This window comes from Radiobacillus deserti, assembly GCF_007301515.1.
Classification (GTDB): Bacteria; Bacillota; Bacilli; order Bacillales; family Amphibacillaceae; genus Radiobacillus; species Radiobacillus deserti.
Genome location: NZ_CP041666.1, coordinates 418,817 through 441,538 on the forward strand (window position 1 = coordinate 418,817; position 22,722 = coordinate 441,538).

Annotated in this window: 24 protein-coding genes; 19 read left to right on the plus strand and 5 right to left on the minus strand. The window is 39.3% G+C overall.

Annotated elements, in window-relative coordinates:
• Positions 1–42 precede the first annotated feature (42 nt).
• Complete coding sequence (gene argS / locus FN924_RS02225; RefSeq protein ID WP_143891877.1) at positions 43–1,734, plus strand: arginine--tRNA ligase; 1,692 nt, start codon at positions 43–45, stop codon at positions 1,732–1,734.
• Between the two features lie 354 nt (positions 1,735–2,088).
• Here argS and FN924_RS02230 read toward each other — a convergent pair whose 3' ends face one another.
• Complete coding sequence (locus FN924_RS02230) at positions 2,089–2,898, minus strand: DUF2935 domain-containing protein (protein WP_143891878.1); 810 nt, start codon at positions 2,896–2,898, stop codon at positions 2,089–2,091.
• A gap of 176 nt (positions 2,899–3,074) precedes the next feature.
• Between FN924_RS02230 and FN924_RS02235 the strand changes: the two genes are divergently transcribed.
• Complete coding sequence (locus FN924_RS02235) at positions 3,075–4,235, plus strand: CapA family protein (RefSeq protein WP_143891879.1); 1,161 nt, start codon at positions 3,075–3,077, stop codon at positions 4,233–4,235.
• Positions 4,236–4,795: 560 nt separating this feature from the next.
• Here FN924_RS02235 and FN924_RS02240 read toward each other — a convergent pair.
• Positions 4,796–5,470 (minus strand): DUF1129 family protein, encoded by a 675-nt coding sequence (locus tag FN924_RS02240; protein ID WP_143891880.1) that lies wholly within the window; start codon positions 5,468–5,470, stop codon positions 4,796–4,798.
• Positions 5,467–5,796 carry a PadR family transcriptional regulator gene (locus FN924_RS02245; protein ID WP_143897092.1) on the minus strand — a complete coding sequence of 110 codons (330 nt, stop codon included), beginning with the start codon at positions 5,794–5,796 and terminating at the stop codon, positions 5,467–5,469. Before FN924_RS02245 ends, FN924_RS02240 begins: the two co-directional genes overlap by 4 nt.
• Before the next feature lie 162 nt (positions 5,797–5,958).
• On the opposite strand from FN924_RS02245, the gene FN924_RS02250 reads away from it, so the two are divergent.
• From FN924_RS02250 to FN924_RS02260, 3 genes are read left to right on the plus strand one after another with little or no spacing between them, the layout of a single operon-like run.
• Positions 5,959–6,771 carry a DUF368 domain-containing protein gene (locus tag FN924_RS02250; protein ID WP_143891881.1) on the plus strand — a complete coding sequence of 271 codons (813 nt, stop codon included), beginning with the start codon at positions 5,959–5,961 and terminating at the stop codon, positions 6,769–6,771.
• Between the two features lie 59 nt (positions 6,772–6,830).
• Complete coding sequence (locus tag FN924_RS02255) at positions 6,831–7,151, plus strand: thioredoxin family protein (protein WP_143891882.1); 321 nt, start codon at positions 6,831–6,833, stop codon at positions 7,149–7,151.
• Between the two features lie 52 nt (positions 7,152–7,203).
• Entirely contained in the window at positions 7,204–7,698 is a 495-nt protein-coding gene (locus FN924_RS02260) for a GNAT family N-acetyltransferase (protein WP_143891883.1), read from the plus strand.
• 142 nt (positions 7,699–7,840) lie between these two features.
• On the opposite strand, the gene FN924_RS02265 is transcribed toward FN924_RS02260, so the two are convergent.
• Entirely contained in the window at positions 7,841–8,500 is a 660-nt protein-coding gene (locus tag FN924_RS02265; RefSeq protein ID WP_143891884.1) for a VOC family protein, read from the minus strand.
• Positions 8,501–8,668: 168 nt separating this feature from the next.
• On the opposite strand from FN924_RS02265, the gene FN924_RS02270 reads away from it, so the two are divergent.
• The 12 genes from FN924_RS02270 to FN924_RS02320 all read left to right on the plus strand — a co-directional run bounded on the left by FN924_RS02270 (position 8,669) and on the right by FN924_RS02320 (position 19,746).
• Complete coding sequence (locus tag FN924_RS02270) at positions 8,669–9,031, plus strand: cupredoxin domain-containing protein (RefSeq protein ID WP_143891885.1); 363 nt, start codon at positions 8,669–8,671, stop codon at positions 9,029–9,031.
• 102 nt (positions 9,032–9,133) lie between these two features.
• Positions 9,134–9,826 carry an ABC transporter ATP-binding protein gene (locus FN924_RS02275; protein ID WP_143891886.1) on the plus strand — a complete coding sequence of 231 codons (693 nt, stop codon included), beginning with the start codon at positions 9,134–9,136 and terminating at the stop codon, positions 9,824–9,826.
• A complete protein-coding gene (locus FN924_RS02280) occupies positions 9,823–11,217 on the plus strand; it encodes a hypothetical protein (RefSeq protein WP_143891887.1) in 1,395 nt (464 codons plus the stop codon). The genes FN924_RS02275 and FN924_RS02280 overlap by 4 nt, the downstream gene beginning before the upstream one ends.
• A gap of 60 nt (positions 11,218–11,277) precedes the next feature.
• Entirely contained in the window at positions 11,278–11,751 is a 474-nt protein-coding gene (locus FN924_RS02285) for a MarR family winged helix-turn-helix transcriptional regulator (protein WP_143891888.1), read from the plus strand.
• Between the two features lie 48 nt (positions 11,752–11,799).
• Positions 11,800–11,898: an RAxF-45 family protein gene (locus FN924_RS19650; protein ID WP_323368633.1), complete on the plus strand. Its 99-nt coding sequence runs from the start codon at positions 11,800–11,802 to the stop codon at positions 11,896–11,898.
• Between the two features lie 179 nt (positions 11,899–12,077).
• A complete protein-coding gene (abc-f, locus tag FN924_RS02290) occupies positions 12,078–13,928 on the plus strand; it encodes a ribosomal protection-like ABC-F family protein (protein ID WP_143891889.1) in 1,851 nt (616 codons plus the stop codon).
• Positions 13,929–14,298: 370 nt separating this feature from the next.
• Entirely contained in the window at positions 14,299–14,544 is a 246-nt protein-coding gene (locus FN924_RS02295; RefSeq protein ID WP_143891890.1) for a glutaredoxin family protein, read from the plus strand.
• Positions 14,545–14,601: 57 nt separating this feature from the next.
• Positions 14,602–15,024: a YppG family protein gene (locus FN924_RS02300; protein ID WP_143891891.1), complete on the plus strand. Its 423-nt coding sequence runs from the start codon at positions 14,602–14,604 to the stop codon at positions 15,022–15,024.
• 114 nt (positions 15,025–15,138) lie between these two features.
• A complete protein-coding gene (locus tag FN924_RS02305) occupies positions 15,139–15,846 on the plus strand; it encodes an alpha/beta hydrolase (RefSeq protein WP_143891892.1) in 708 nt (235 codons plus the stop codon).
• A gap of 405 nt (positions 15,847–16,251) precedes the next feature.
• Positions 16,252–17,718: a degradosome RNA helicase CshA gene (locus FN924_RS02310; RefSeq protein ID WP_143891893.1), complete on the plus strand. Its 1,467-nt coding sequence runs from the start codon at positions 16,252–16,254 to the stop codon at positions 17,716–17,718.
• Between the two features lie 110 nt (positions 17,719–17,828).
• Positions 17,829–18,314, plus strand: a complete 486-nt coding sequence (locus tag FN924_RS02315) for a PH domain-containing protein (protein WP_143891894.1) — start codon at positions 17,829–17,831, stop codon at positions 18,312–18,314.
• The gene (locus tag FN924_RS02320) at positions 18,307–19,746 is read left to right on the plus strand and encodes a PH domain-containing protein (protein ID WP_158633909.1); all 1,440 of its coding nucleotides are present in this window, start codon (positions 18,307–18,309) and stop codon (positions 19,744–19,746) included. Before FN924_RS02315 ends, FN924_RS02320 begins: the two co-directional genes overlap by 8 nt.
• A gap of 36 nt (positions 19,747–19,782) precedes the next feature.
• On the opposite strand, the gene FN924_RS02325 is transcribed toward FN924_RS02320, so the two are convergent.
• A complete protein-coding gene (locus tag FN924_RS02325) occupies positions 19,783–20,550 on the minus strand; it encodes a rhomboid family intramembrane serine protease (protein WP_143891896.1) in 768 nt (255 codons plus the stop codon).
• A gap of 169 nt (positions 20,551–20,719) precedes the next feature.
• Here FN924_RS02325 and acpS point away from each other — a divergent pair, with 169 nt between their 5' ends.
• Both acpS and FN924_RS02335 read left to right on the plus strand, forming a co-directional pair.
• Positions 20,720–21,076: a holo-ACP synthase gene (acpS, locus tag FN924_RS02330; protein WP_143891897.1), complete on the plus strand. Its 357-nt coding sequence runs from the start codon at positions 20,720–20,722 to the stop codon at positions 21,074–21,076.
• A gap of 87 nt (positions 21,077–21,163) precedes the next feature.
• Entirely contained in the window at positions 21,164–22,681 is a 1,518-nt protein-coding gene (locus FN924_RS02335) for an NAD(P)H-hydrate dehydratase (RefSeq protein ID WP_143891898.1), read from the plus strand.
• The last annotated feature ends 41 nt before the right edge of the window (positions 22,682–22,722 follow it).

Genomic DNA, 22,722 nt, shown 5'->3' on the forward strand with positions numbered 1-22,722 from the left:
CTTTTTTTATATATTTTAGGTGAAGGAAAGGAACGTGTAACAATGGATTATAAAGGATTATTTGCAAAGTCATTAGCTCCACACCTCGGAGAGCTTTCAGTTGAAAAGATTTACCGTTTCATTGAACAGCCTAAACAATTAAGTCATGGAGATTTTGCATTTCCGTGCTTCGAGCTAGCGAAAATAAAACGAATGGCACCAAATAAAATTGCAGAAGACTTAGCGACCAAAGTAAAGGAGACATTGTTCGAAAAGGTAGAAGCAGTTGGACCATATGTCAATGTGTTCTTGGATAAAACACAAGTAGGAACAAATGTTATTCACGAAATTTTAAAAAAGAAAAGCCATTACGGAGATTCGAATATAGGAAATGGTGGCAATGTACCAATTGATATGTCTTCCCCAAACATTGCGAAGCCTTTTTCCATGGGACATTTACGCTCTACTGTTATCGGGAACAGCATTGCTTTATTGCTGAAAAAGTCTGGGTATCAACCAATTCGTATCAACCATCTTGGGGATTGGGGTACACAATTTGGGAAGCTAATGGTTGCCTACACAAAATGGGGGGAAGAAAAGAAAGTTCGTCAAAATCCAATAGAGGAATTGCTGAAGCTATATATTCGTTTCCATGAAGAAGCGGAATCAAATCCTGACCTAGATGTAGAAGGGCGTAAGTGGTTTAAGAAGCTTGAGGATGGAGACGAAGAAGCGGAAAGCTTATGGAAGTGGTTCAGAGAAGAATCGTTAAAGGAATTCAATAAAATCTATGATCTTATGGGAATTACGTTTGATTCGTATCACGGTGAGGCTTTTTATAACGACAAAATGGCAGAAGTCTTGGAGCTACTAGAAGAGCAAAATTTATTAACTGAATCAGAAGGTGCGCAAGTAGTTGATTTAAGTGAGCATGATTTACCACCAAGCTTAATTCGAAAATCAGATGGTGCAACGCTTTATACAACTCGTGATTTAGCTGCGGCTTTATATCGCAAAAGAAATTATGACTTTGATCAATCCTTATATGTGGTTGGAAACGAACAAGGTCTTCACTTCAAGCAGCTTAAGCTCGTTCTAGAAAAAATGGGATATGATTGGGCAAAAGATCTGCACCACATATCCTTCGGGATGATTTTAAAAGATGGTAAAAAAATGTCCACTCGTAAAGGGAAGGTCGTCTTATTAGAAGAAGTACTACGTGAAGCGATTGAGCTAGCGAAAACAAACATGGAAGAAAAGAATCCGGGGTTAGAAAATAAGGAGGAAGCGGCAAAAGCAGTTGGAGTCGGGGCTGTACTATTCCACGATTTAAAGAATCACCGAAACAATGATGTAGAGTTTTCCTTAGAGGATATGCTTCGCATTGAAGGAGAGACCGGACCATATGTTCAATATACCCATGCTAGAGGATGCTCTTTATTAGAAAAAGGTGGTTTTAACGGCTTCAATGATACGATGTACTTGGAAGAAGACCAGACATATATGTGGCCAATCATTAGTGAGCTATTAAGCTTTCCAAATGCTGTCCAACGTGCAACGGAACAATTTGATCCATCCATCATTGCGAAGTGTGTGGTGGACTTGGCGCAGGAGTTTAATCGCTATTATGCACATGTTCGTGTTTTGGAAGATGAAACAAAAAAACAACAACGTCTTGCGCTTGTTCAAGCGGTCGTTCTTGTTTTAGAGGAAGGACTAAGACTATTAGGTATGAAGGCGCCAAAACAAATGTAGGGTAGCTTGGAATGAGGCATGATGCCATTAGGGGATACCTTGTTACTTTTCGCTTCCCTTACGAATAGTGAAGTGGTCTTGTGTGGATATAAGTTCGACCTGCTTGCCATCTTTTTCATAGAAGATACCCATTTGATTTACTTTCTTCCATCCTTGTAGGCAGATAGTCATCCGATAAAAGGAATGAACGCCATCCTTTTCAGATGCACCAGACCATTCAAAGTTATTAGTTATCTCATTATCACTGGTTAAATTGGTGGCATTCGGTATGAGAAAATCGTAGTGCTTTTTGGTCCCTTCGTACTATTATGTTAAAAAAGACCAAACACAATGTTTACGTGTTTGGTCTTTTTGCTACTGAGGATCTGGTGTTCTCGGTTTCGTTGGGTCACAATTTGGCATGGGGGTGTTTGTGGATTCAGCTAATTTGATTAAGTAATAGCACTCTTCACGCGCCATATGATCGGCCATTAAACCAGAAAAAGTTCCAAGTAGCTCTTCGGAAAGCTCCATTTCTTCTACTTCATGCAAAAACCCGCGGAATAAGTTCATCTCCACTTCCACATCGGAATTAAATCTCGTTAAAGCAGGAAAAGATTTTTGATTTGTTCGTAAGTATCCAGTTAGTTCAATCGCCTTTAAATAAAAGGAATTAAAATGCTCTTCAAACGTTTTGCTTTTTTGCTTCAACCGTTTTTCGACACCATCCAGATGATCATTAATAATACCGGCATGGCCGGATGCATCTACGAGCCAAATGAGGTGGTGGTGTAATTCGTGAAAAATGGGAGGTGCTTCTCCTTGTTTAAGATAATCTATCACTAATTGGTATTCTTCTAATTCGTTTAAGGTATGGTTAATGAAGGTAGGGGATAGAAGTATCCCGATTTTGCCATTTAAGTGGCGCTCTAATATGGATAATTTAAAGTCTTTCAGCTGATCCGTTGCGGACTCGGCTACCTTTGTAAAGGCGATAACATTTGTTTCTGCAAGTGGCTTCGACTTCTTTAATAGTTCGTCAAATAAGAATACAAATTCTTGTGCGGTTTCAATATCCTTCTTTTCTTTGGGATATAACGAATCTCTAATAAAACGAGAATGATCTCCTAACACTTGTAGCCAAAACTGATGTTCAAATTCTGCACTCTTTAAATAATTTTCCATGGTGGACAACCCCTTTGAATTGGTATCTTTCCAATTCTATTCGTTCTTGTCTCGTCCTATTACATGATGGTTGGTCGTAAAAAGAGAATCTATAGAGATTACTAGATAAAGGTATAAAAAGGGTGTCGAATATACTAGAATAAAGGAAGAATATACCTAGTTAAAGGGGTCATTTGATGAAACGAATTTTCTTTGTAATCGTGCTGTTGTTATTTAGTGCCCTTGTTTTAATAAGTTGTAGGGAACAAGAGAACAGTAAGGAAGATAAGGAATATCAGCAAGAGGAACTTGTGGAAAAAGAGCAAATAGAGGAACCAAAAGTGGAAGAAAAAGAAATTACTCTATCAGCAATTGGAGATATATTATTGCACAAACGAGTGTTTGATGATGCGAAAACGGAGACAGGCTATGATTTCACCCCGTTTTTCGAAAAAATAAAACCTTATTTAAACGATACAACGATTACGATGGCGAATCAGGAAACAATGATTGGTGGTACGAAAATTGGTCTGTCTGATTATCCATCGTTTAATAGTCCACAAGAAATAGGAGATACCTTAAAACAAGTTGGTGTAGACGTCGTTACAATAGCAAACAATCATACGCTCGATCGTGGAGAAAAAGCGATTCAAAGTGCGATTGATCATTGGAAAGCCATTGATATGGTGTACACAGGTGCTTATCAAAGCAGAGAAGACAGTAAGAGGATTCGTGTAGTAGAAACAGACGAAGGCATAGATGTAGCGTTTCTTAGCTATACGTACGGGACAAACGGTATTCCAGTACCAGAAGGAAAAGAGTATTTAGTGAATCTAATCGAAAAAGAAAAGATAGCAACGGATGTGAAAGAAGCAGAGAAAATATCCGATGCGATTGTTTTAAGCTATCATTTTGGAACGGAAAATCAACGAATGCCGAATCCAGAGCAAGTGGATTTGGCCCAATATGCGGCAGATTTAGGCGTTGATGTAGTGATTGGCCATCATCCGCACGTGTTACAGCCGGTAGATTGGCTTCGGGGAGAAAAGGGAAATAAGACATTCGTCATCTACTCCCTTGCGAATTTTATTTCTGGCCAGGACGAGTTTTATAACCGAATTGGTGGGGTTGTGAAGGTAACGATTAAAAAAACGATAAAAGAAGAGGAAGAAACGATTACAGTCGAACAGCCTAAATTTCTTCCTACCTATATGGAGTACAAGCCTAAGTTTAAGGATTTTAAAGTCATCCCAATGAAAGACTTAAATAATGATATAATGCCGGGATACCAAAAATATTATGAAGAAATAAAAGCACATATGTCACAATGGATGCCGGAATTGGAGTTCATGGAATAAGTGATGTTAAAGAGGGGAAGGCAAAAATTTTTATACTATTAAAAAATTCGAACCATTATTCTTGACTCTGTCGATAAATCGAATAAAGGTTCGAAACTTTTTTGAACTACATACTAAATGACTGCTAGTCCGACGCTGCGGGAAAAGACTCGCTTTCCGTGGGGAACGTCTCAGCCTCCTCGTTCGCAAAGAACGCTCTCTGTGGGGTCTTCAACTGTTCCTTTTCCACAGGAGTCTCGCATTTTCCCGCAGCTTCTTGCAGTGTTCTTTCTAAGTTAAGAAGTATTGTTTGTGAGCAAAACCTATATAGTTCCCAAAACTCAGCGTAGGCAGAAGACAAGACTCCAGCAGGAATAGTAAGGGTTCTACTTGGATAAGCTTCTCTGCATCCTTGCACCGGGGAAGCCTACTTTGAAGAGGTACGAGTAGATGCAGGTGCACCACTTACATCATTGCAATGTTGTTTTTATGGCTTTGCCCGCGGAAAAGAGTATTCTGCTGAAGCGTCGTATATGAATAACTCGGTACTAGAGCAGTGCTTTTAGTTTTGTTCTAGCTTCTTATATAATTATGCTTTTTGTTATTTTATAAATTTTATTCAATACGTAGGAAATTCCGAATAATAGAATGCCTATCCCGATGTATATTGGGCTAGAAAGAGTAAGCTCTGTTCCGAAGTTTGGAGTAACTTTCGTAAGCAGAAAACTTGCCCCGACGAATAAAGTGAAAATCAACGTGTACAGAAGGTATTCTAAGACACCGTGCATACGCCGAAATATAGACCATCCTATCACTTTGAAAATTAGAAAGACACAAACGATTAACATAAGGGCATAAATGAGTACGTTAATAATCGCAGTTCCTAGTTGAACGGTATGGGGATCCATAAATAGTCCAAGTACTCCAGAAGTAATGCTGACCCATGCCAATCCATAACAAGCCAAGTAAATAAAAAACACAAGCCCATCTTTCATTTTTTCTTTAGGAAGCTCTTTGATCATTTCCTTACAGTAGGATTTAGGGTCGTCTCCGAATACTTCCTTTGCTGTTTTACCATTCTCTTGTGCATCTAATAAGTGGTCTAATAACTCCATTAGTAACTCTTCTGTTTGTTGTTCCGAACGACTGAGGCTCATTCTCATATATAACAACATATCTTCATAGTAAGCCAAATTTTCCTCATTCAACCTATCTCTTTTTTCATTGTTTAATTCAATTAATTCTTTTGCATTCATTCGTAATCACTCCTTTTTCGTAATATGTTTGCCACCGGTGGCTGGATACTGTTCCATTGCGCCTCAAACTCTTCTAGTGCTTGGTAGCCTTTTTCTGTGAGGGCATAATATTTTCGCTTTGGTCCCGTTTCAGATGTCTTTAAGGTTCCATCAATTAATTGTTCTTTCTGTAGTCGGAGAAGAATAGGATATATCGATCCTTCACTAATGTCGGTTAATCCGTTTTCCTGTAGCCTTAAAGAAAGCTCATAGCCATAGGTTGGCTGTTGTTCAATGACGGCTAAAATACAGCCTTCTAAAATTCCTTTAAGCATTTGGCTTCGCAAGGACAAGCTTATCACCTCTATCTTGTTTTACAAGGTACCTGTTCAAGAGTAAGCTATCTTGCAAAACAAGATAGCTTACTCTAAGTATAAAAAAAGAATGTATAAAAGGCAACCATATTTTGTTATGATAGGAAAGAATGTTGCGTATAAAGGAGCATACATATGGAGTGGAAAAATATTTATCGTGGAATGATTATGGGAGCTAGTGATGTAATTCCAGGTGTGAGCGGTGGCACCATCGCTGTTTTGTTAGGAATATACGATCAGTTAATTGAATCTATAAATGGCTTCTTCAGTAAGGAATGGAAAAAGCATTTAGCTTTTTTATTGCCGTTAGGAGTCGGAGTCATTGCATCTATCTTGCTGTTAAGCCATGTGATTGAATGGTTGTTTGAACACTATCCAGGACCAACAAAGTTTTTCTTTCTCGGTCTAATCATTGGCATCCTACCTTACCTTTTTCATAAGGCAGAAGCGAAACAAACATTTAAAGCTCAACACATTCTGTTGTTATTGATCGGAGCGGCTATTGTGGCGTCCATGGTCTTTTTCCAAACAGGAGAAACAGAGCCAATGACAGAGTTTACGCTCCAGTCTTATTTGTTTTTATTCTTCTCGGGAATGCTTGCTAGTAGTGCGATGATTTTGCCAGGCATTAGTGGGTCATTTGTGCTATTGATTATTGGTGTTTATTCTACGATTATTAGTGCGGTATCTGATCTTAGAATAGACGTCATTGCTGTCGTAGGGATTGGGGTTTTAATCGGTATCATCGTGATGAGTAAAATTATTCATTTCTTCCTAGAAAATTTTCCAGCAGGCACCTATGCACTTGTCATTGGATTAGTAATCGGATCGATTGTTGTGATTTTTCCAGGTGTGCCAAGTGGTGCGACGATTATTCTTAGTGTTGTTGCATTTGCCTTAGGACTCGGAATCGCCTACATCTTAGGAAAAGTAGAATATGAAGCATAAAGGTTGAACCGAGTGATGGAACAGTGGTAAATTTCTCTCAAGAGAAAGGAGTTGTACCTATGGAAGCAATCAAGTCATCCGAACAGTTTTACGAGATTATAAAATCAGACAAGCCAGTTATTGTGAAATTCTTTGCGGATTGGTGTCCAGACTGTAAACGTATGGATATGTTTATCGGAGGTATCCTCGAAGAATTTAATCAATATGACTGGTATGAAGTAAATAGTGATGAAGTAAAGGGATTAGCAGAGGAATTTGATGTGATGGGAATTCCGAGCATTCTTATTTTCCAAAACGGTGAAAAGCTCGCCCATCAACATAGTGCCTATACGAAAACACCAGAGGAAGTTACCGAGTTTTTACATCAACAGCTTGGATAACGAGGACTCCCATTATGGGAGTCCTTTCTTTCTATAAAAAGGGGGATTTAAGGTGATTAGATTAGCAAGTCGAAATGATATACCTGCTATTATGGAAGTGGTTCAGGCATCCGTGAAAGTCATGAATAGTCAAGGGAACTTTCAATGGGACCATACCTATCCGTTAGAAGAGAACTTTCAAGGAGATTTAAATCGACAGGAGTTATTCGTCTATGAAGAGGAAGGCCGTGTGCTTGGAGTAGCCGCCATCAGTGAAAAGGAGCATAGTGAATACCATGAAATTGCTTGGACAAGTGATCGTTCCGCCATTACGATGAAACGGTTAGCTGTACATCCTAATGGAAGAGGGAAAGGTATTGCGGATGCATTTTTTCGAAAAGCAGAAGAAGTGAGTATAGAAAAAGGGCTTCATTATATGAAAACTGATACATTTTCCAAGAATACATATGCGCAAAAGCTCTTTGACCGCCATGGCTATCATTTTGTAGAGAAAAGATTTGTTCCTGAAAAAGAGGACTCGTTGGTTTATTTTGAGAAGCAGTTGTGAAAAGAGAGTGGGCAAAAAGGAATTGAAATCCGGACTAGTTGTCGAAGTGAATTCGCATGCTAATCCGGATTTCGTTTGTTCCTAATGATTGATGTATCGGAAAGTTGACATCGGCGAGGTTAGTCGGTTAAAAATTAGGACTTTACATCGTCTCCGTCGTAATGCGAGCGCCATTTCCTTCCCGAACTAGTAATGTTCCGTTTTCCAACGAAAACTCTAATGGTTCAGAAGCTTCTAGTTGATAGATGCTTGCTAGTTTATTAGCGGTCTCTTGTGGATTCGGTACGCCCAAGTGGATGGTAGAAAACTTTTCGCGGTTTACAAACGATGGGTTTTCTGGTTTGTTTACCGTACTTCCCCATTCAATAACGAACGGCAAGGTTTCCCCTTCTACATCTGATTTCGGAAACAACATTCTCCATTCCAGAACCGATCCATCTGGACGCTGTCGACTGCCCGCAAAAGGTCCTTCAAATTCAACGCCAGTTGTTTGAAAATGGTTGAGCATTGAATCCATGTCGGTGGTTCGTAATGCGAATTGTATGCCTCCAGATTTTCGTTCTTGGAGGACTTGATACAATTGTTTAATGAGTGGATTATCGCTTTTACTAGCTTTACGTTCATCTGAAATGGATAGCCATTCGATATAACTGTCATTAAATAAGTAACATAAATAATTGTAAGTACCCCACTTTTCATGGTTTCCACCTTTTACAGTGAGAAGTCCACGTTTTACGGAGTATTCCTTTTGTGCATGTTCTGCGTCTTCTGCAGCATATACAATATGATCAAAGGCTAACATATGGATTCCCTCCTTATTTCTTCTATGATACGGCTAAAACTGATATAAGAAAAGAAAATGAGTCATCCATTTTCATAAATCTTCATGAAATTTTCATAAAATGATAGTTTATGCAGGGAGCAGAAGCGTTATACTTTTAATGAATCTATTCGGTAAGGAGGAAGTAATGTGAAAAAGTTTGTATTATCTTTATTCATATTAAGCTTTGTATTCCTATTAGCAGCTTGTGGCGGAGAAGAATCTAGCGAAAGCGAATCTACGGAAAAAGCGGACAAGTCCGTTCAAATCGAAGCGACTAACTTCAAATTTGACCAAGAGGAATATACAGTAAAAGCAGGTGAGCCTGTCAACATTGAGTTTACGAGTGCAGAAGGTATGCATGGTTTGATGATTCCAGAACTGAATGTGAACATTGAAGGGGACGGAACGAAGACCATTACCCCGGAAGAGCCAGGAGAATATGAAATTCGATGCAGTATTCCTTGTGGAACTGGACATGCTGAGATGCAAGCAACATTAATCGTGCAATAAGGTTATCAAAAAGAGAAACTATTTGTTTCTCTTTTTTTTATGCTTAAAAAGGAACCAAACAGTTTTTCAAACGTTATATAATGATAAGGGGAGGGAAACTGAATGGCTGTTTTAACATTACAAGATATAGCAGTAGAGATACGAGATTTAAAAATCCTGCAAGATATTCATTTTTCAGTAGACGAAGGATCTGTTACGGCTTTAATTGGCCATAATGGCGCAGGGAAATCTACCATTATGAAAACCATCATCGGTTGGCAAGAAAAACGACAAGGAACCATAAAAATAAACAATATATCTCAGGAGGATGACTTCCTAGCTTTTAAAAGGCAGTATTCCTATCTGCCAGAAGAACCGCTACTGCTTTCTGAATTAACGGTCTATCAACATTTTCAGTTATATGCGAAAAGCTATCAGATAGAGAAGGATCGATTTGAGGAACGAGTTCAAACCTACATAACAGATTTAGAAATAAAGGATAAAATGGATGAATATCCAGAAGCCTTATCCAAGGGGATGCGGCAAAAGGTACAAACAATTTGTGCGTTGTTACCAGATACACCATTACTATTAATTGATGAACCCTTTATGGGGTTGGATTACTATGCGATGGATTATTTGCAAGGTGCTATGGAACGGAAGAAAAAGGAAGGCACCAGTATTCTTTTAACAACCCACCAATTGGAGAAAGTCCAGGATATTGCCGATCAGTTCGTCATGTTAAAGCATGGTAAGGTTGTTGATCAAGGACCAATAGAGAGCTTTCAAGAACTGGCAAGGAGAAATGACATATGATTCACGCTCCTACAGTTTCCGCATATTTGGACTTAAAAAAGAACCGATGGAAGAAAAAGAAAACCATATACAAGCTAGCTCTAAATGTCAGCTTAGATGTCACTATCTCCATCTATCTAAGTCTTTTTCTCATCATGGGTCTGTTCATTATCTATGACACGCTACAACAGTACCAGGAGCAATTTCTTCTAGTGGGGCAAATGGTGGATGCTTATGGCCCCAACCTTATGCTTGTATTCCTAGTAAGATATGTAAGTGGGTCTTTCACCCGACCGGGTGTTCTATTTTCAAGTGCGGAGCTTCAACTAAGCTTACTCCCTTACTCGTTAAAGCAATTATGGTTTTGTGTTGTGGTAGAGAAGTGGTTGAAGTTTACAGCACTCTGTACCGTAGTAGCTCTATTCGTTTTTGTTTTGACACCGGTTTCTGGACAAACCATTCTGTATGTTGTTGGATTGATGTGGGTTACCCATGTGCTGATGACACTTCCGCAATGGGTGTTGTATCAGCAAGGCTGGATTCCGAAAGTAATTAGTATTGTCGCAATCATTATAATTGGATTACTGTCTACTATCCTAAAATTTTCCCTAATTCTTATTCCAGTTTTGTTGATTGCGTTGGTTGGGGTTCAATTTGTATTACAGCAATGGATATTAATAGCAAACTGGTTGAAGATTGCCGAGACGAATGATTTCATCATTTGGAATATGTGGTTCGTCAATCGTATGTCGAAAATGGAAATCAAACCAAAACGTCAGTATGGAATCTTACAGAGTAAACGGAAGAAGAAGGAGCAGGCTCAACCATTTCCTTATGAGACAGATGATGTCTATAAGAAGATGTGGAGAATCTTCTTTGATGAGAAAATGGAATATGTTATTCAAACCATTGGGTTAGTCTTAGCACTATCCATTGTCCTAGGAGTTATGAGGGATTGGCTCATGGGAGTAGGTATTGGCCTATCGATTTTTATATTTGGGGTTATGGCTAAAAGCTTGTTTTTAGCCAATTTTACGGAAAAGCTAGTCATCAGTTTGCCTTGGGATTTCCGGGCATGGACGTCTTCATTTTTGACTTATGTTGGAGCAGTTGGGCTAATTTTATTGCTCTTTATCGGAAATGTGCTATATTGGATGCTGGAAGTAAGACTTTGGTTACCGGTGTTACTGCTTTTTTATGGAGCGGTGGCGGTTTATTTTGTGAGCGACCAGATGAAAGAAGCGATTAGAATGTTATCGAAGCAAAACAAGATGCCCAATTATGTGGACGGGGGTCTTCTAACCCTGCTGTTTCTTGCTTTTTTAGGTAGTACGGTATATCCATGGTTGTCCATTTTAGGGTTTGTTGGACTTATTCCGGTTATCAAACGGTTTACAGAAAAGGTAGTTTGACAGGAAAAGGGTCTTTTCCTATAATACGTTTAATTCAAGGCAAAGGAAGTGGAAGCGTGCATGAGTGAAGAAATACAATATGAACAAAAGAAGCAAGATCCTTCCTTAAAATTATTTGTTGTTCTATCTAAGGCTTATCGTTCCATTGCAGATCAAGTAGAAGCAGATATACGCAAAAAAGGTCTAAATCCAACGGAGTTTGGTGTTTTAGAGCTACTTTATCATCAAGGCGAACAGCCACTTCAGAAGATTGGAGATAAAATTCTATTAGCAAGTGGAAGCATCACATATGTTGTGGACAAGCTAGAATCGAAAGGATATCTCAATCGGGTTCCTTGTGAAACGGACCGAAGAATAACTTATGCTTCTATTTCAGAACAGGGTAAAGACTTGTTGCATACGATTTTCCCTGAACATTGGAAGCAAATTGAACACATCACGGATGGATTATCAGATGAACAGAAGCTTCAAGCTATCGAGCTACTAAAACAACTTGGGATTCATGCAAATAATTTAAAGGTAGAAAAAAAGTAAGAGTTGCGCTATAATAGTCATAACTTATTTTGAGAAGGAGGGAAAAAAATGGCCAACACTGATTTGCACGAAACACTGTATTTTTACCGTGCAATTTTTCATGATTTAGTTTCTAACGGGACACGTATGCCCTTTTTTAGAAACTAAATAACGAAAAACAGTGTAGGATCATGATTCCCTAAGATAAAAGAAGAACGTGACGGATCCACACATTACGTGTGGATTTTTTGTTAGGAGTTGGTTAAAACACCACCTCCATATTCTTTTTAGCCATAGGTGATGCTGCCTATGGCTTTTTTTTATTCAAAATAAGGAGTGCTATGAACATGTTATTAACATTAAAAAATATTAAAAAAATCATCGGTGGAAGTTATTTATTTGAACACCTTCACTTTGAAATAAAACCAGGAGAGAAAGTGGGCTTGGTAGGTCGAAACGGAAGTGGAAAAACAACCCTATTTAAAATGATTGCAAGGCTAGAGGATTTTGAAAGTGGAGATCTGTTTATTAAAAAAGGAACAGAAGTTGGGTATTTAGAACAAATTCCGAACTTCCCTAGTAAAACCGTACGAGCATTTTTAGAAGCTAGCTTGGAAAAAGTAAATAGTGTAAAAGCGCGCATGACCGAATTAGAGGAGCAGATGAAAGACGCTTCAAACATGGAACGAATTCTAGAGGAATATGGAAGGCTGCAAACGGAATTCTCTAATATGGGCGGATATGATTTACAAGCTAACATCGAACGAGTAGCAACGGGATTAAATATGTCCGATTTGCTTGATCAATCGTTTGACAAGTTAAGTGGAGGGGAAAAGACGAAGGCAGGGTTAGCGCGGATTCTATTACAAGCACCTGACCTATTACTATTGGATGAGCCGACCAACCACTTAGATATAACAGCGATTGAGTGGTTAGAGGAATACTTGAAGCAATATCGTGGTGCAGTATGTATTATCTCACACGATAAGTTTTTCTTGGATGAAACTGTTACGAAAATAGCGGATTTAGAGCAAGGAGAGATCACTTACTATACTGGTAACTTCTCCACTTTTATAAGGAAAAAAGAAGAAAAACTGCTACAAGAATTTGCAGCTTACCAAGAACAACAGAAAAAAATGAAAAAGATGAAGGAAGCAATTCGTCGTTTAAGACAATGGGCAAATGAAGCGAATCCGCCGAATGAAAAGCTATTTAAACGAGCGAAAAGTATGGAGCGGGCACTGGAGCGAATGGAAAAGCTAGAACGTCCAGATATCGATCCTACAAAAATGAGATTGTCCTTGTCTGCGAATGAGCGTAGTGGAAAAGACGTAGTAAAGTGTGTGGAGGTTTATAAGACATTTGGGGATAAAGCTGTTTTAAAAGGAGTAGATCTTCACCTTCGTCACAAGGAACGGTTAGCGATTGTTGGGAATAATGGGTGTGGAAAAAGCACATTTATTAAAATACTGATGAATCATGAAAGGCAGTCAGCAGGGGAAGTTATGCTAGGCTCCCAGGTGAGTGTCGGCTATCTTCCCCAAAACCCGTTACAGGAAATGGATCCTAGTCAATCCTTAATAGATTACTTCCGAAGCCAGGTGCGCATTACAGAAGGGGAAGCACGCCAATTTTTAGCGACCTTTATGTTTTATGGATACTCTGTATTCCGTAAACTAGGTCAATTAAGTGGTGGCGAGAGGATGCGGTTAAAGCTAGCGATTTTTATGTATCAAAAGGTAAATCTGTTAGTATTAGACGAACCGACGAACCACTTAGATATAGAGTCACAGGAAGTACTAGAGGAAGCTCTGCAAAAATATGATGGTACTGTTATTGGTATTTCGCATGACCGTAGTTTTCTCAATGAATGCTTTCAGGAGACCGCGTATTTAGTAGATGGAAAGCTACATCGTTTTCCAGGTACGTATGCAGACACTCATATAAAATGGAAAGAGCTTATGCAACAAGAGAAGCGAGAGGTCGAAGGGGATAAACAGTCGAAACGAAACAAGGTGCGGAGTGAGGAACTAGTAGTAGAGAAAGAAATGGAATTAGAGGATCAAATTGCAAAGCTTGAAAATGATATTAAGTCATTAAAGGATCGAGCGGAGCAACCTAAATCCGAGGATGTCGAGGCACTTGAAAAGCGACTCGAGAAACTGTATGATGCTTGGTATTATGTATTGGAAGAATAAACCAAGGTCCTGTGTGATAAAAGTCAGTTACAACATAAAAGTATTTTGATAGGATGGAGTCAAGAGATTGGGATGTCTCTGCTCTGTATAAGAATATATTTGAGCGTGAATGGGATGCGTGCTTAGATTAACTAGTCTGTTCGTACAGAGCCAGGTTAGAGAAAAAGACACTTATTTTGGGATGAATAAGTGTCTTTTTTGTTGTTAACAGAACAGGGCTCTCAGCAGGAACAGAACTATCTATTTTACATATACTAATTATAGGGACGTTTATAGGTGAAAAGTATGAAGAGAATCTGTGTCTATGTTTAATTCCGAAAAAAAAGGGTAAGTAGAAACTATAAAAGAAGATTTATGAGGGGGCTCACCTATGATGAAACAGAATGTTGTTGTCTACGTCAGTACTGGGTGCGACGAATGCAACAAAGTTATCCATCACTTAGAAGATTGGGGTGTGCCATTTATTGAAAAGAATATAAACGAAAATAAAGAGTACTTCCGAGAGTTACAAAGAAACAAGGTTTATGGTACACCTGCCGTGTTTACAGATGATGAGGTTGTTTTAGGCTTCCAAGAAAGAAAATTGAAACAAACGTTAGGCATTGTTGGTCACTAATATTTTGTAACACGCATACGATATACGGAATAACTTCTTCATAAATGAGGTGTTCCTATGACGCAATGGAGAGCGCCGAATTCTCAGTTTCAATCTAGACAGGGACCTTTTTATAGCCCATATCAACCAGGAAATGCTTATAAGGGATTCCCTATGAAAGGAAAACAATACGGATTTCCATCTAAATGGCAGCCAGTTAATGGTCCGCAATCACCTGTTGGAAGTCCATATCCGATGACGCCATACCAATTTTACCAAAAGCCACCGCAACCTAATAATTGGGGGAACTATTTTCAACAACAGCCTCAACAAGGGCAGTATGGGAAACCGCCAAACCCTATTATGCAATACTTTCAAGATGAAAACGGACAATTAGACGTTGATAAGATGTTTTCTACATTTGGTCAAATTTCGAGTACGGTTAAACAAGTGTCCCCAATTGTAAAAGAATTCGGATCCATGTTTAAAGGCATGAAATGATCTTAATCCTTGTCACTTCTGACAGGGATTTTATTATGTTTTTTTGTAATTACCATTCATGATTCGTTAAAAGAACCTCATACTAATCGAAAATAAGTAAAGGAGATAAGAACGATGATTGGTTGCATGTGTATCCATGGATTTACTGGCGGTCCTTATGAGGTTGCACCTGTAGCGAACTTTATTCGAACAAGGACGAACTGGGAGGTACGTGTCCCAACATTACCGGGTCATGGAAAGTCACTATCCCTAAAGAATAGAACCTATCAGCAATGGATCGATTCTGCAGAAGAAACGATAAAAGAATTGAAAAGAGACTGTGATGTCGTCTATATCGTTGGGTTTTCTATGGGGGGAATGATTGCGGCATACTTAGCAGCTAAATATAAAGTAGATAAACTGGTGCTTTTATCTGCATCTCGTAAGTATATATGTCCGATTCAAATGGCGAAAGACTTATATTCATTTTTGAGAGACGGGTGTACCGGATGCTTGAAGCAAAATGAGTATTATCAGCGATGGAAGAAAAAAAGAGGATTGATACCACTCAAGGCATTTGTGGAATTCTGGAAATGTATGCAATACACGAAGCCCTATCTGCGCTCCCTAGAATGTCCGGTTCTAATAGCTCAAGGAAAAAGAGATGGAATGGTTCCAGTCAAGTCTGCTTATTTCTTAGAAAAAGAAATTCCATCGCCAACGCAACTGATGTTATTTCAAAAATCCAAACATCTGCTTTGCTTAGGGGAAGAAAAGGATGAAATATTTAAATCTATCTATACTTTTTTAAAACCAAACAAGGACCAACTTCCCAACTCATAACGAAGAAAACGATATCTATATCGAACAATAGATTGTATATTTTCTTCCTTACATCAAAAAATAGAAATAATAACAAAACAAATAGAGGCCGTTTATTGCACAATCATATCCTTCTACACACTAACAATACTTACCTGCAATTGGATTGTTTGAAAATCGTTCCTGTTATAGGTAGAATTACAAGTAAGAGTGTGGTAAGATGAAGAAATCTAATGATTGCTTGCCTTAAGGCCTCTTCAAGGATGAAGGAAGGCTTTTTTCATGTTATTAAGGCAGTTTCGTCGTAAGTTATTGGTCAGCCAAAAGTCTGTGAACGCATCCCTTAACAGGCTTTCTCGGTATGAAAAGGTGATTTGCTACGCATAGAGAATAGAGATTTAAGTATAGAAGGAGTCTGAAAAAATAGTGACAACATTTAGTTCATTAGGCATTTCAAAACCGGTAATGAAGGCATTGGAAAAAATGGGATTTGAAGAAGCAACCCCAATCCAAGAGCAGACTATACCGCTAGGATTAGAAGGAAAAGACGTGATTGGACAAGCCCAAACAGGAACGGGAAAAACGGCTGCATTTGGGATTCCAATGATCGAAAAAATCGATAAAGATATAAAGAAAATCCAAGGACTTGTCATCGCACCGACACGTGAATTAGCAATACAAGTTGGGGAAGAAATTCATCGTTTAGGACAATTTAAAGGGATTCGTACACTACCAGTTTACGGTGGTCAGCACATGGACCGTCAAATTAGAGCGTTAAAAGAAGGGCCACAAATCGTCGTTGCCACCCCTGGTCGACTTTTAGACCATATTCGCAGAAAAACGATTAATATTAGCAATGTTCATACGGCAGTTCTGGATGAAGCGGACGAAATGCTGAACATGGGGTTCATTGATGATATTCGTGACATCTTAAAAGCAATTCCAGAGGAGCGCCAAACGTTACTTTTCTCTGCAACAATGCCGAAGGAAATTCGTGATATTGGTGCCAAGTTAATGAAAAAACCGGAAGAAGTAAAGATAAAAGCGAAGGAAATGACGGTTGAAAACATTGACCAGCATTTCATCGAAGTACATGAAAAACAAAAATTTGATACTCTAACAAATCTTTTAGATATCCATGCACCTACATTAGCGATTATTTTTGGTCGTACGAAAAAACGTGTAGATGAAGTGACAGAAGGGTTACATGCGCGTGGGTTCAGAGCAGAAGGTATTCATGGAGATCTAACCCAAGGGAAAAGGATGTCTGTTCTTAATAAATTTAAGAATGGTCGAATTGAAATCCTTGTTGCAACAGATGTAGCGGCTCGAGGACTAGATATTTCTGGTGTAACGCACGTGTATAATTTTGATATTCCGCAGGATCCGGAAAGCTATGTACACCGCATTGGTCGTACTGGTAGAGCTGGAAGAGGTGGAGAAGCGGTATCTTTTATTACACCGAGAGAATTGCCGCACTTGAATTTAATCGAGAAGGTAACAAAAGGAAAAATTAAACGTATGCAAGCTCCATCCATGGATGAGGCTCGTCGTGGACAGCAACAAGTAACGATTGATAAATTAACGTCCACAATTGAAAAGCAAGAGCTAGATGCATACAGAGAGTCTGCAACAGAGATTCTAAATCAATATGATTCGGTAACGGTCGTGGCAGCAGCACTTAAGATGTTGACAAAAGGCGGTCGCCGAAACGCACCTGTAACGCTTAGCTCTGTAGCACCAGTAAGTGTTAAGCCAGCATATAAAGACAAAAACAAAAAGAAATTCCGCGGGGATAATAAGCGAAACTTTAACCGTAAAGGTGGCAAACCGCAAAGGAATCGAAAATTCCAGAATAAACGTGGCAAATCAAACAACTTCCAGTCTAAATAATGTTTTTAATGGAACTCCCTAGTATGCTGGGGAGTTTTTTGCTTTTATGAAACTAATCTTCTTTGTCAAACGTATGCTTGTATATCACGTTAGAAGAGAGGGGCGATTTTATGCGCCGAAAACCAAGTCATCACCTAGCCAAGGAAGCGATTCAAGTATGGCGGATCTATGCTGTAATTCCTTCCTTCTTCTTTTTATGCTTCTGTATAGCCGCACTTATACTAAATCAAAAAGTGCTCCACCTCTCCGTTTCACAATGGATTCCTCTTTCTATTATCCTAGCTTGGCTTATTCTTTCCTTATTAGCTATCTTCGTTATTCCAAAAGTAAAATGGGCGAGATGGAGTTACGAAGTCTTTGAACAGGAAGTGGACTTGCAACGAGGACTAATTATTAAACGGACACTTGTCCCAATGATTCGTGTGCAGCATGTGGATACAAAACAAGGTCCAATTCTGAAAAAGTTTGGATTGGCTACCGTAACGATTTCTACAGCAGCTACTAAACATGAGATCCCTGCGCTAAGAGAAGAAGAAGCGTATGAGCTGAGAGACCGTATTTCTGTGCTTGCAAGGGTGGATGAAGAGGATGTCTAAACCTAACCGACTACATAAGGCAGCTATCCTGTTTAATTTTGTAAAATTGGTTAAAGAAGTTTTTTTTGGAACAATAATCGGATTTCTAGCTACTTTTAAAAATATAGATTTAGGTGGATTTTGGTTCATATTGCTGTATGTAAGCTTATTCATCATAGGTGCGGCAATCATAAGTACTTTACAATGGTATAGATTTACTTATGTGGTAGAACAGGATCAATTGAAGATAGAAAGCGGCATTTTCATCAAGAAGAAACGGACGATTTCATTTAATCGGATTCAAGCGATTGATGTGTCAGAAGGAATCGTTCATCGGGTTTTTAAGCTGGCAAAAGTTGAGGTTCAAACTGCTGGAGGAGATGTCACCTCGAAGGCAGAAGCGGTTTTAAGTGCCATATCTCGTGAAAAAGCATATGAATGGAAAGAACTATTGCAAGTGAAAAAAGAAATAGAACAAGAATTGGACGAGGAGCCTAAAGAAGAAATCGTAAAGACGATCTCCACACCGCGATTGTTGTTAGCAGCTTCTACCACCAATGGATTCGGTGTTTTTCTTTCGATTGTGGCGCTTGTGGGATCTCAGTTCGGTCAATTTATTCCGAATCCCATATACGAAGCGGTTTACGGCTGGATGCTTAATTTGAGTGTCCCAGTACTCATTATTTTCTCGGTGATCGGAGCATTATTTCTTTGGGGGACAGCTACATTAGGAATATGGATAAAGTATAGCTTTTTCACGATACGAAAAGCGGATGATGGCCTGCAACTATCTCATGGATTATTAGAAAAAAAGCATCTTACCTTGTCTACTAATCGAATTCAAGCGATAAGTGTTCGGGAGGATTTACTACGTCAGTGGTTAGGATATGCTACTGTACACGCAGAGGTTGTTGGTGGAAGGCTGGATGCAAAAGATGGTGGTACGTCAGTATTGCTATTTCCACTATTAAAAAAGACAGAAGTGGAATCCTTTCTTGAACAATTTGTTCCAGATTACCAGCCGGAGGTCCTCCAGCATGTGTTACCAAAACGGTCTCGTAAACGGTATTTATTTCGTGTTTTATTTCCTGTCGTTCTCGCAGCTATCCCAATCCTTTATTTCCTTCCAACGTATAGCTGGATTTTGATTATTTTACTAGTACTGGCAAGTCTGTTAGGGGTTTTTCAATATAAAGACAGTGGTTATACGCTAGCGGGGGATAAACTGATATTGAGCTCTCGAAGGATTAGTAAAAGCACCGTTGTGATGTTTCGAAAAAGAATCCAGTCCTTAACGATATCTGATCATTATTTACAACAAAGGGAATCCCTTAAAACATTGAAATGCTCTGTTGCAGCTATTGGTGGTGTAGGAAAAACCTTTGCATATAAGGATGGGGATGAGGACCAAATTCAAGAGCTATTCTCCTGGTATTCCTTTCAGGAGAAATGACAAGACGCACAGCTTTTTAACAGCTGTGCGTCTTCTTTAAAGAATTCCGCCAAATAATCCTAGCAACCCTAATATAATTACAATTCCCCATAATAATGGGATAACGTATTTTTTCCAAGGAAATCTTCGTTTGTTCCATCGATTCGGGTCAAACGATGCGGTGGAGTCTTCTCGCGATCGTTGCTTTAGCCAAGGATTGTATGGCTTCGCCCGACTTAGAATAATTGGACCTAAAGCGAATCCGCCAATTAAACCGAATAAGTGCGCTGCTAAATTAATGTTAGGTCGGAATAAAGACATTAATACACCGATAATTAGAATGACTATGACAATCTGGGAACTAGATGGATCAATTAGATGTTTTCGGAAAAAAATCATGTATAGATATAATCCTAATAACCCATAAATGGCTCCTGAAGCTCCGAAGTGAATCGTAAATTGTGTTGGTTCAATGATATACGTAAAAAGATTTCCGAACGCACCTGTAAAAAGAAATACAAGCAAGAACTTGAGCTTGCCAAGCATTTGTTCAAGTGCTGGCCCAAACAGCACTAAGGAGAAGCAATTAAATAACACATGCATAATTCCGTTCGGATCATGAATGAAAATGGCAGATACTAGTCTCCAATATTCTCCTTGATGAATCAGTAAATTCACCCCTGCCCCCCATTGGAACAGAGCATCCCCAATTCCGATGGGGAAAAGAAGAATCAGTAACCAAACTACGAGTTGAATCGCGATAAGGGAGGTTACGATTGGGTAAAGACGGATAAATTGTTTAAAGCTTTCCGTGCGTAAGAACATAATTTTCCCTCCAAGTTATCTCTTTGTCTATGTATATTTGAATCTTGTATTTCTCATTAATAATCTTTTCTATTGTTTCCTGTATTCTTAGTATTCAAACGTTACAATCTAGAAGCACCCCCGTTTTTTGATATACTAACGGTAAATAATACGTAAAGGTGAGACTTTTATGATTAAAGGAATCGGAATCGATATTGTAGAAATAGCTCGTGTTGCTACTAGTATAAAACAAAATGTCCGGTTTGTAGAAAGGATACTAACCGCTCGTGAGCAAAAAGAATATGAAAAGTTATCTACACATAGAAGAAAAGTAGAGTTTGTTGCCGGACGATTTGCTGCTAAAGAAGCCTTTTCAAAGGCGATGGGAACGGGACTAGGTAAGCTAAGCTTTCAAGATATAGAAATACACAATGATGAGCTGGGTGCCCCACATCTTATCTGCCAAAAGACGAATGAACACGTATGGGTATCCATCTCTCACAGTGTAGATTATGCGGTTGCTCAAGTTATATTGGAGCAAAAATAAAAAGAAAGAATTACGTAGCTTGTCAGGCTAGTCTGCATATTCAACTAGTTTGTCTCATATATTTTAGTGCGGGTAGGAGGGAACCAAGTGCACATTGTCACCGCAAAAGAAATGTACGAAATTGACCGTATAACAATGGAAGAGTACGGCTTGGATGGCAGGATTTTGATGGAAAATGCCGGGCGTGCAATTGCCAAGCAACTGGAGGGACTGCTTTCTCTTAATCAAAGGATAACCATTTTAGTAGGAAGCGGAAACAATGGGGGAGACGGGTTTGTAATTGGACGTACGATGATGAATGCAGGGTATTCCGTAAGAATCCTACAGCTTGTGGAAGATAATCGAATACGTGGTGATGCTCAGTATCATAAACAGCTTTTTCTTTCCTTTGGTGGAACTCTTCTTCATTGGAATGAGAGCTTTGATCTGAAGGAACTTGAAGAAGAAACAGATGTCTGGGTGGATGCGATGTTGGGAATCGGAGCAAAAGGTGCCTTAAGAAGTCCTTTCTCAGAGGTTTGTACGTTTGTGAACCGCAGTGAACGTTTAACAGTTTCGGTAGATATTCCGAGCGGCATTCCTGCAGATGAAGAAAGTGGCTATACAGAGGAAGCAATTCATGCTGATATCACCTATATTATTGAAGCTCCGAAGCTGTCCACATTTCTAGAACGCTATGCATCCTACTATGGTCGATGGGAAGTTGTAAGGATTGGAATTCCGAATTCGGCGTGGAGCTTTATCAAACGAGCTATATGGTCTGATCAAAGTGTTCAGCAAACATTGCCAACGAGAAGTCGTTTCTCTCATAAAGGTAGCCATGGAAGGGGATTTGTGATTGGAGGATCCCAATCTATGCCGGGCTCTGTTGCCTTAACGAGTAGTGCGGCATTACGAGCAGGAGCAGGACTCCTCACTATCGGTACGGTACCTGAGGCGATCCCTTCGATTGCAGCTCAGCTTACGGAAGCCACTTTCCATGCGATGAAAGGTCAAAACGGTTGGATTCAAGCACAAGAGTTAGACTTAAGTCCGTACGATTCCGTTGTAATTGGAATGGGGATGGGAAGAGCTGAGGAAACGGCATCGATAACAAGACAAGTGGTGAAATCAGCACATTGCCCACTATTAATCGATGCAGATGGACTTTATCATATCCAACATCATAAGTCCTCTTTACGGGAGAGAAGTCATCCTACCGTTCTAACACCACATCCTGGTGAAATGGCGATGCTATCCAATCAGACGATTTCTTCCGTTCTGGACCACCCTATTTCTATTTCTAAGACCTTCGCGATGGAATACGGGGTTTATCTCGTATTGAAGGGTCCATTTACGATCATCACGACCCCGGATGGAGAGCAATGGGTTAATCTAACAGGTAATGCAGGACTAGCCAAGGGCGGGAGCGGAGATGCGCTTGCTGGAGTTCTATTAACCATGATGATGCAGCATGAAACCATCCAACATGCTTTATCCAACGGTTGTTACCTCCATGGAAAATCGGCGGATTACATGGTCGAGCATCAGCATTCCGATAGGGACCTTTTGGCTACAGACGTGATTCATGGATTGATCCAAATATTTCGTACACTTTCTTCCTAAGTCAATGTGTTCGTTCCCTTTGTTAATTGAGACAAAGGAGT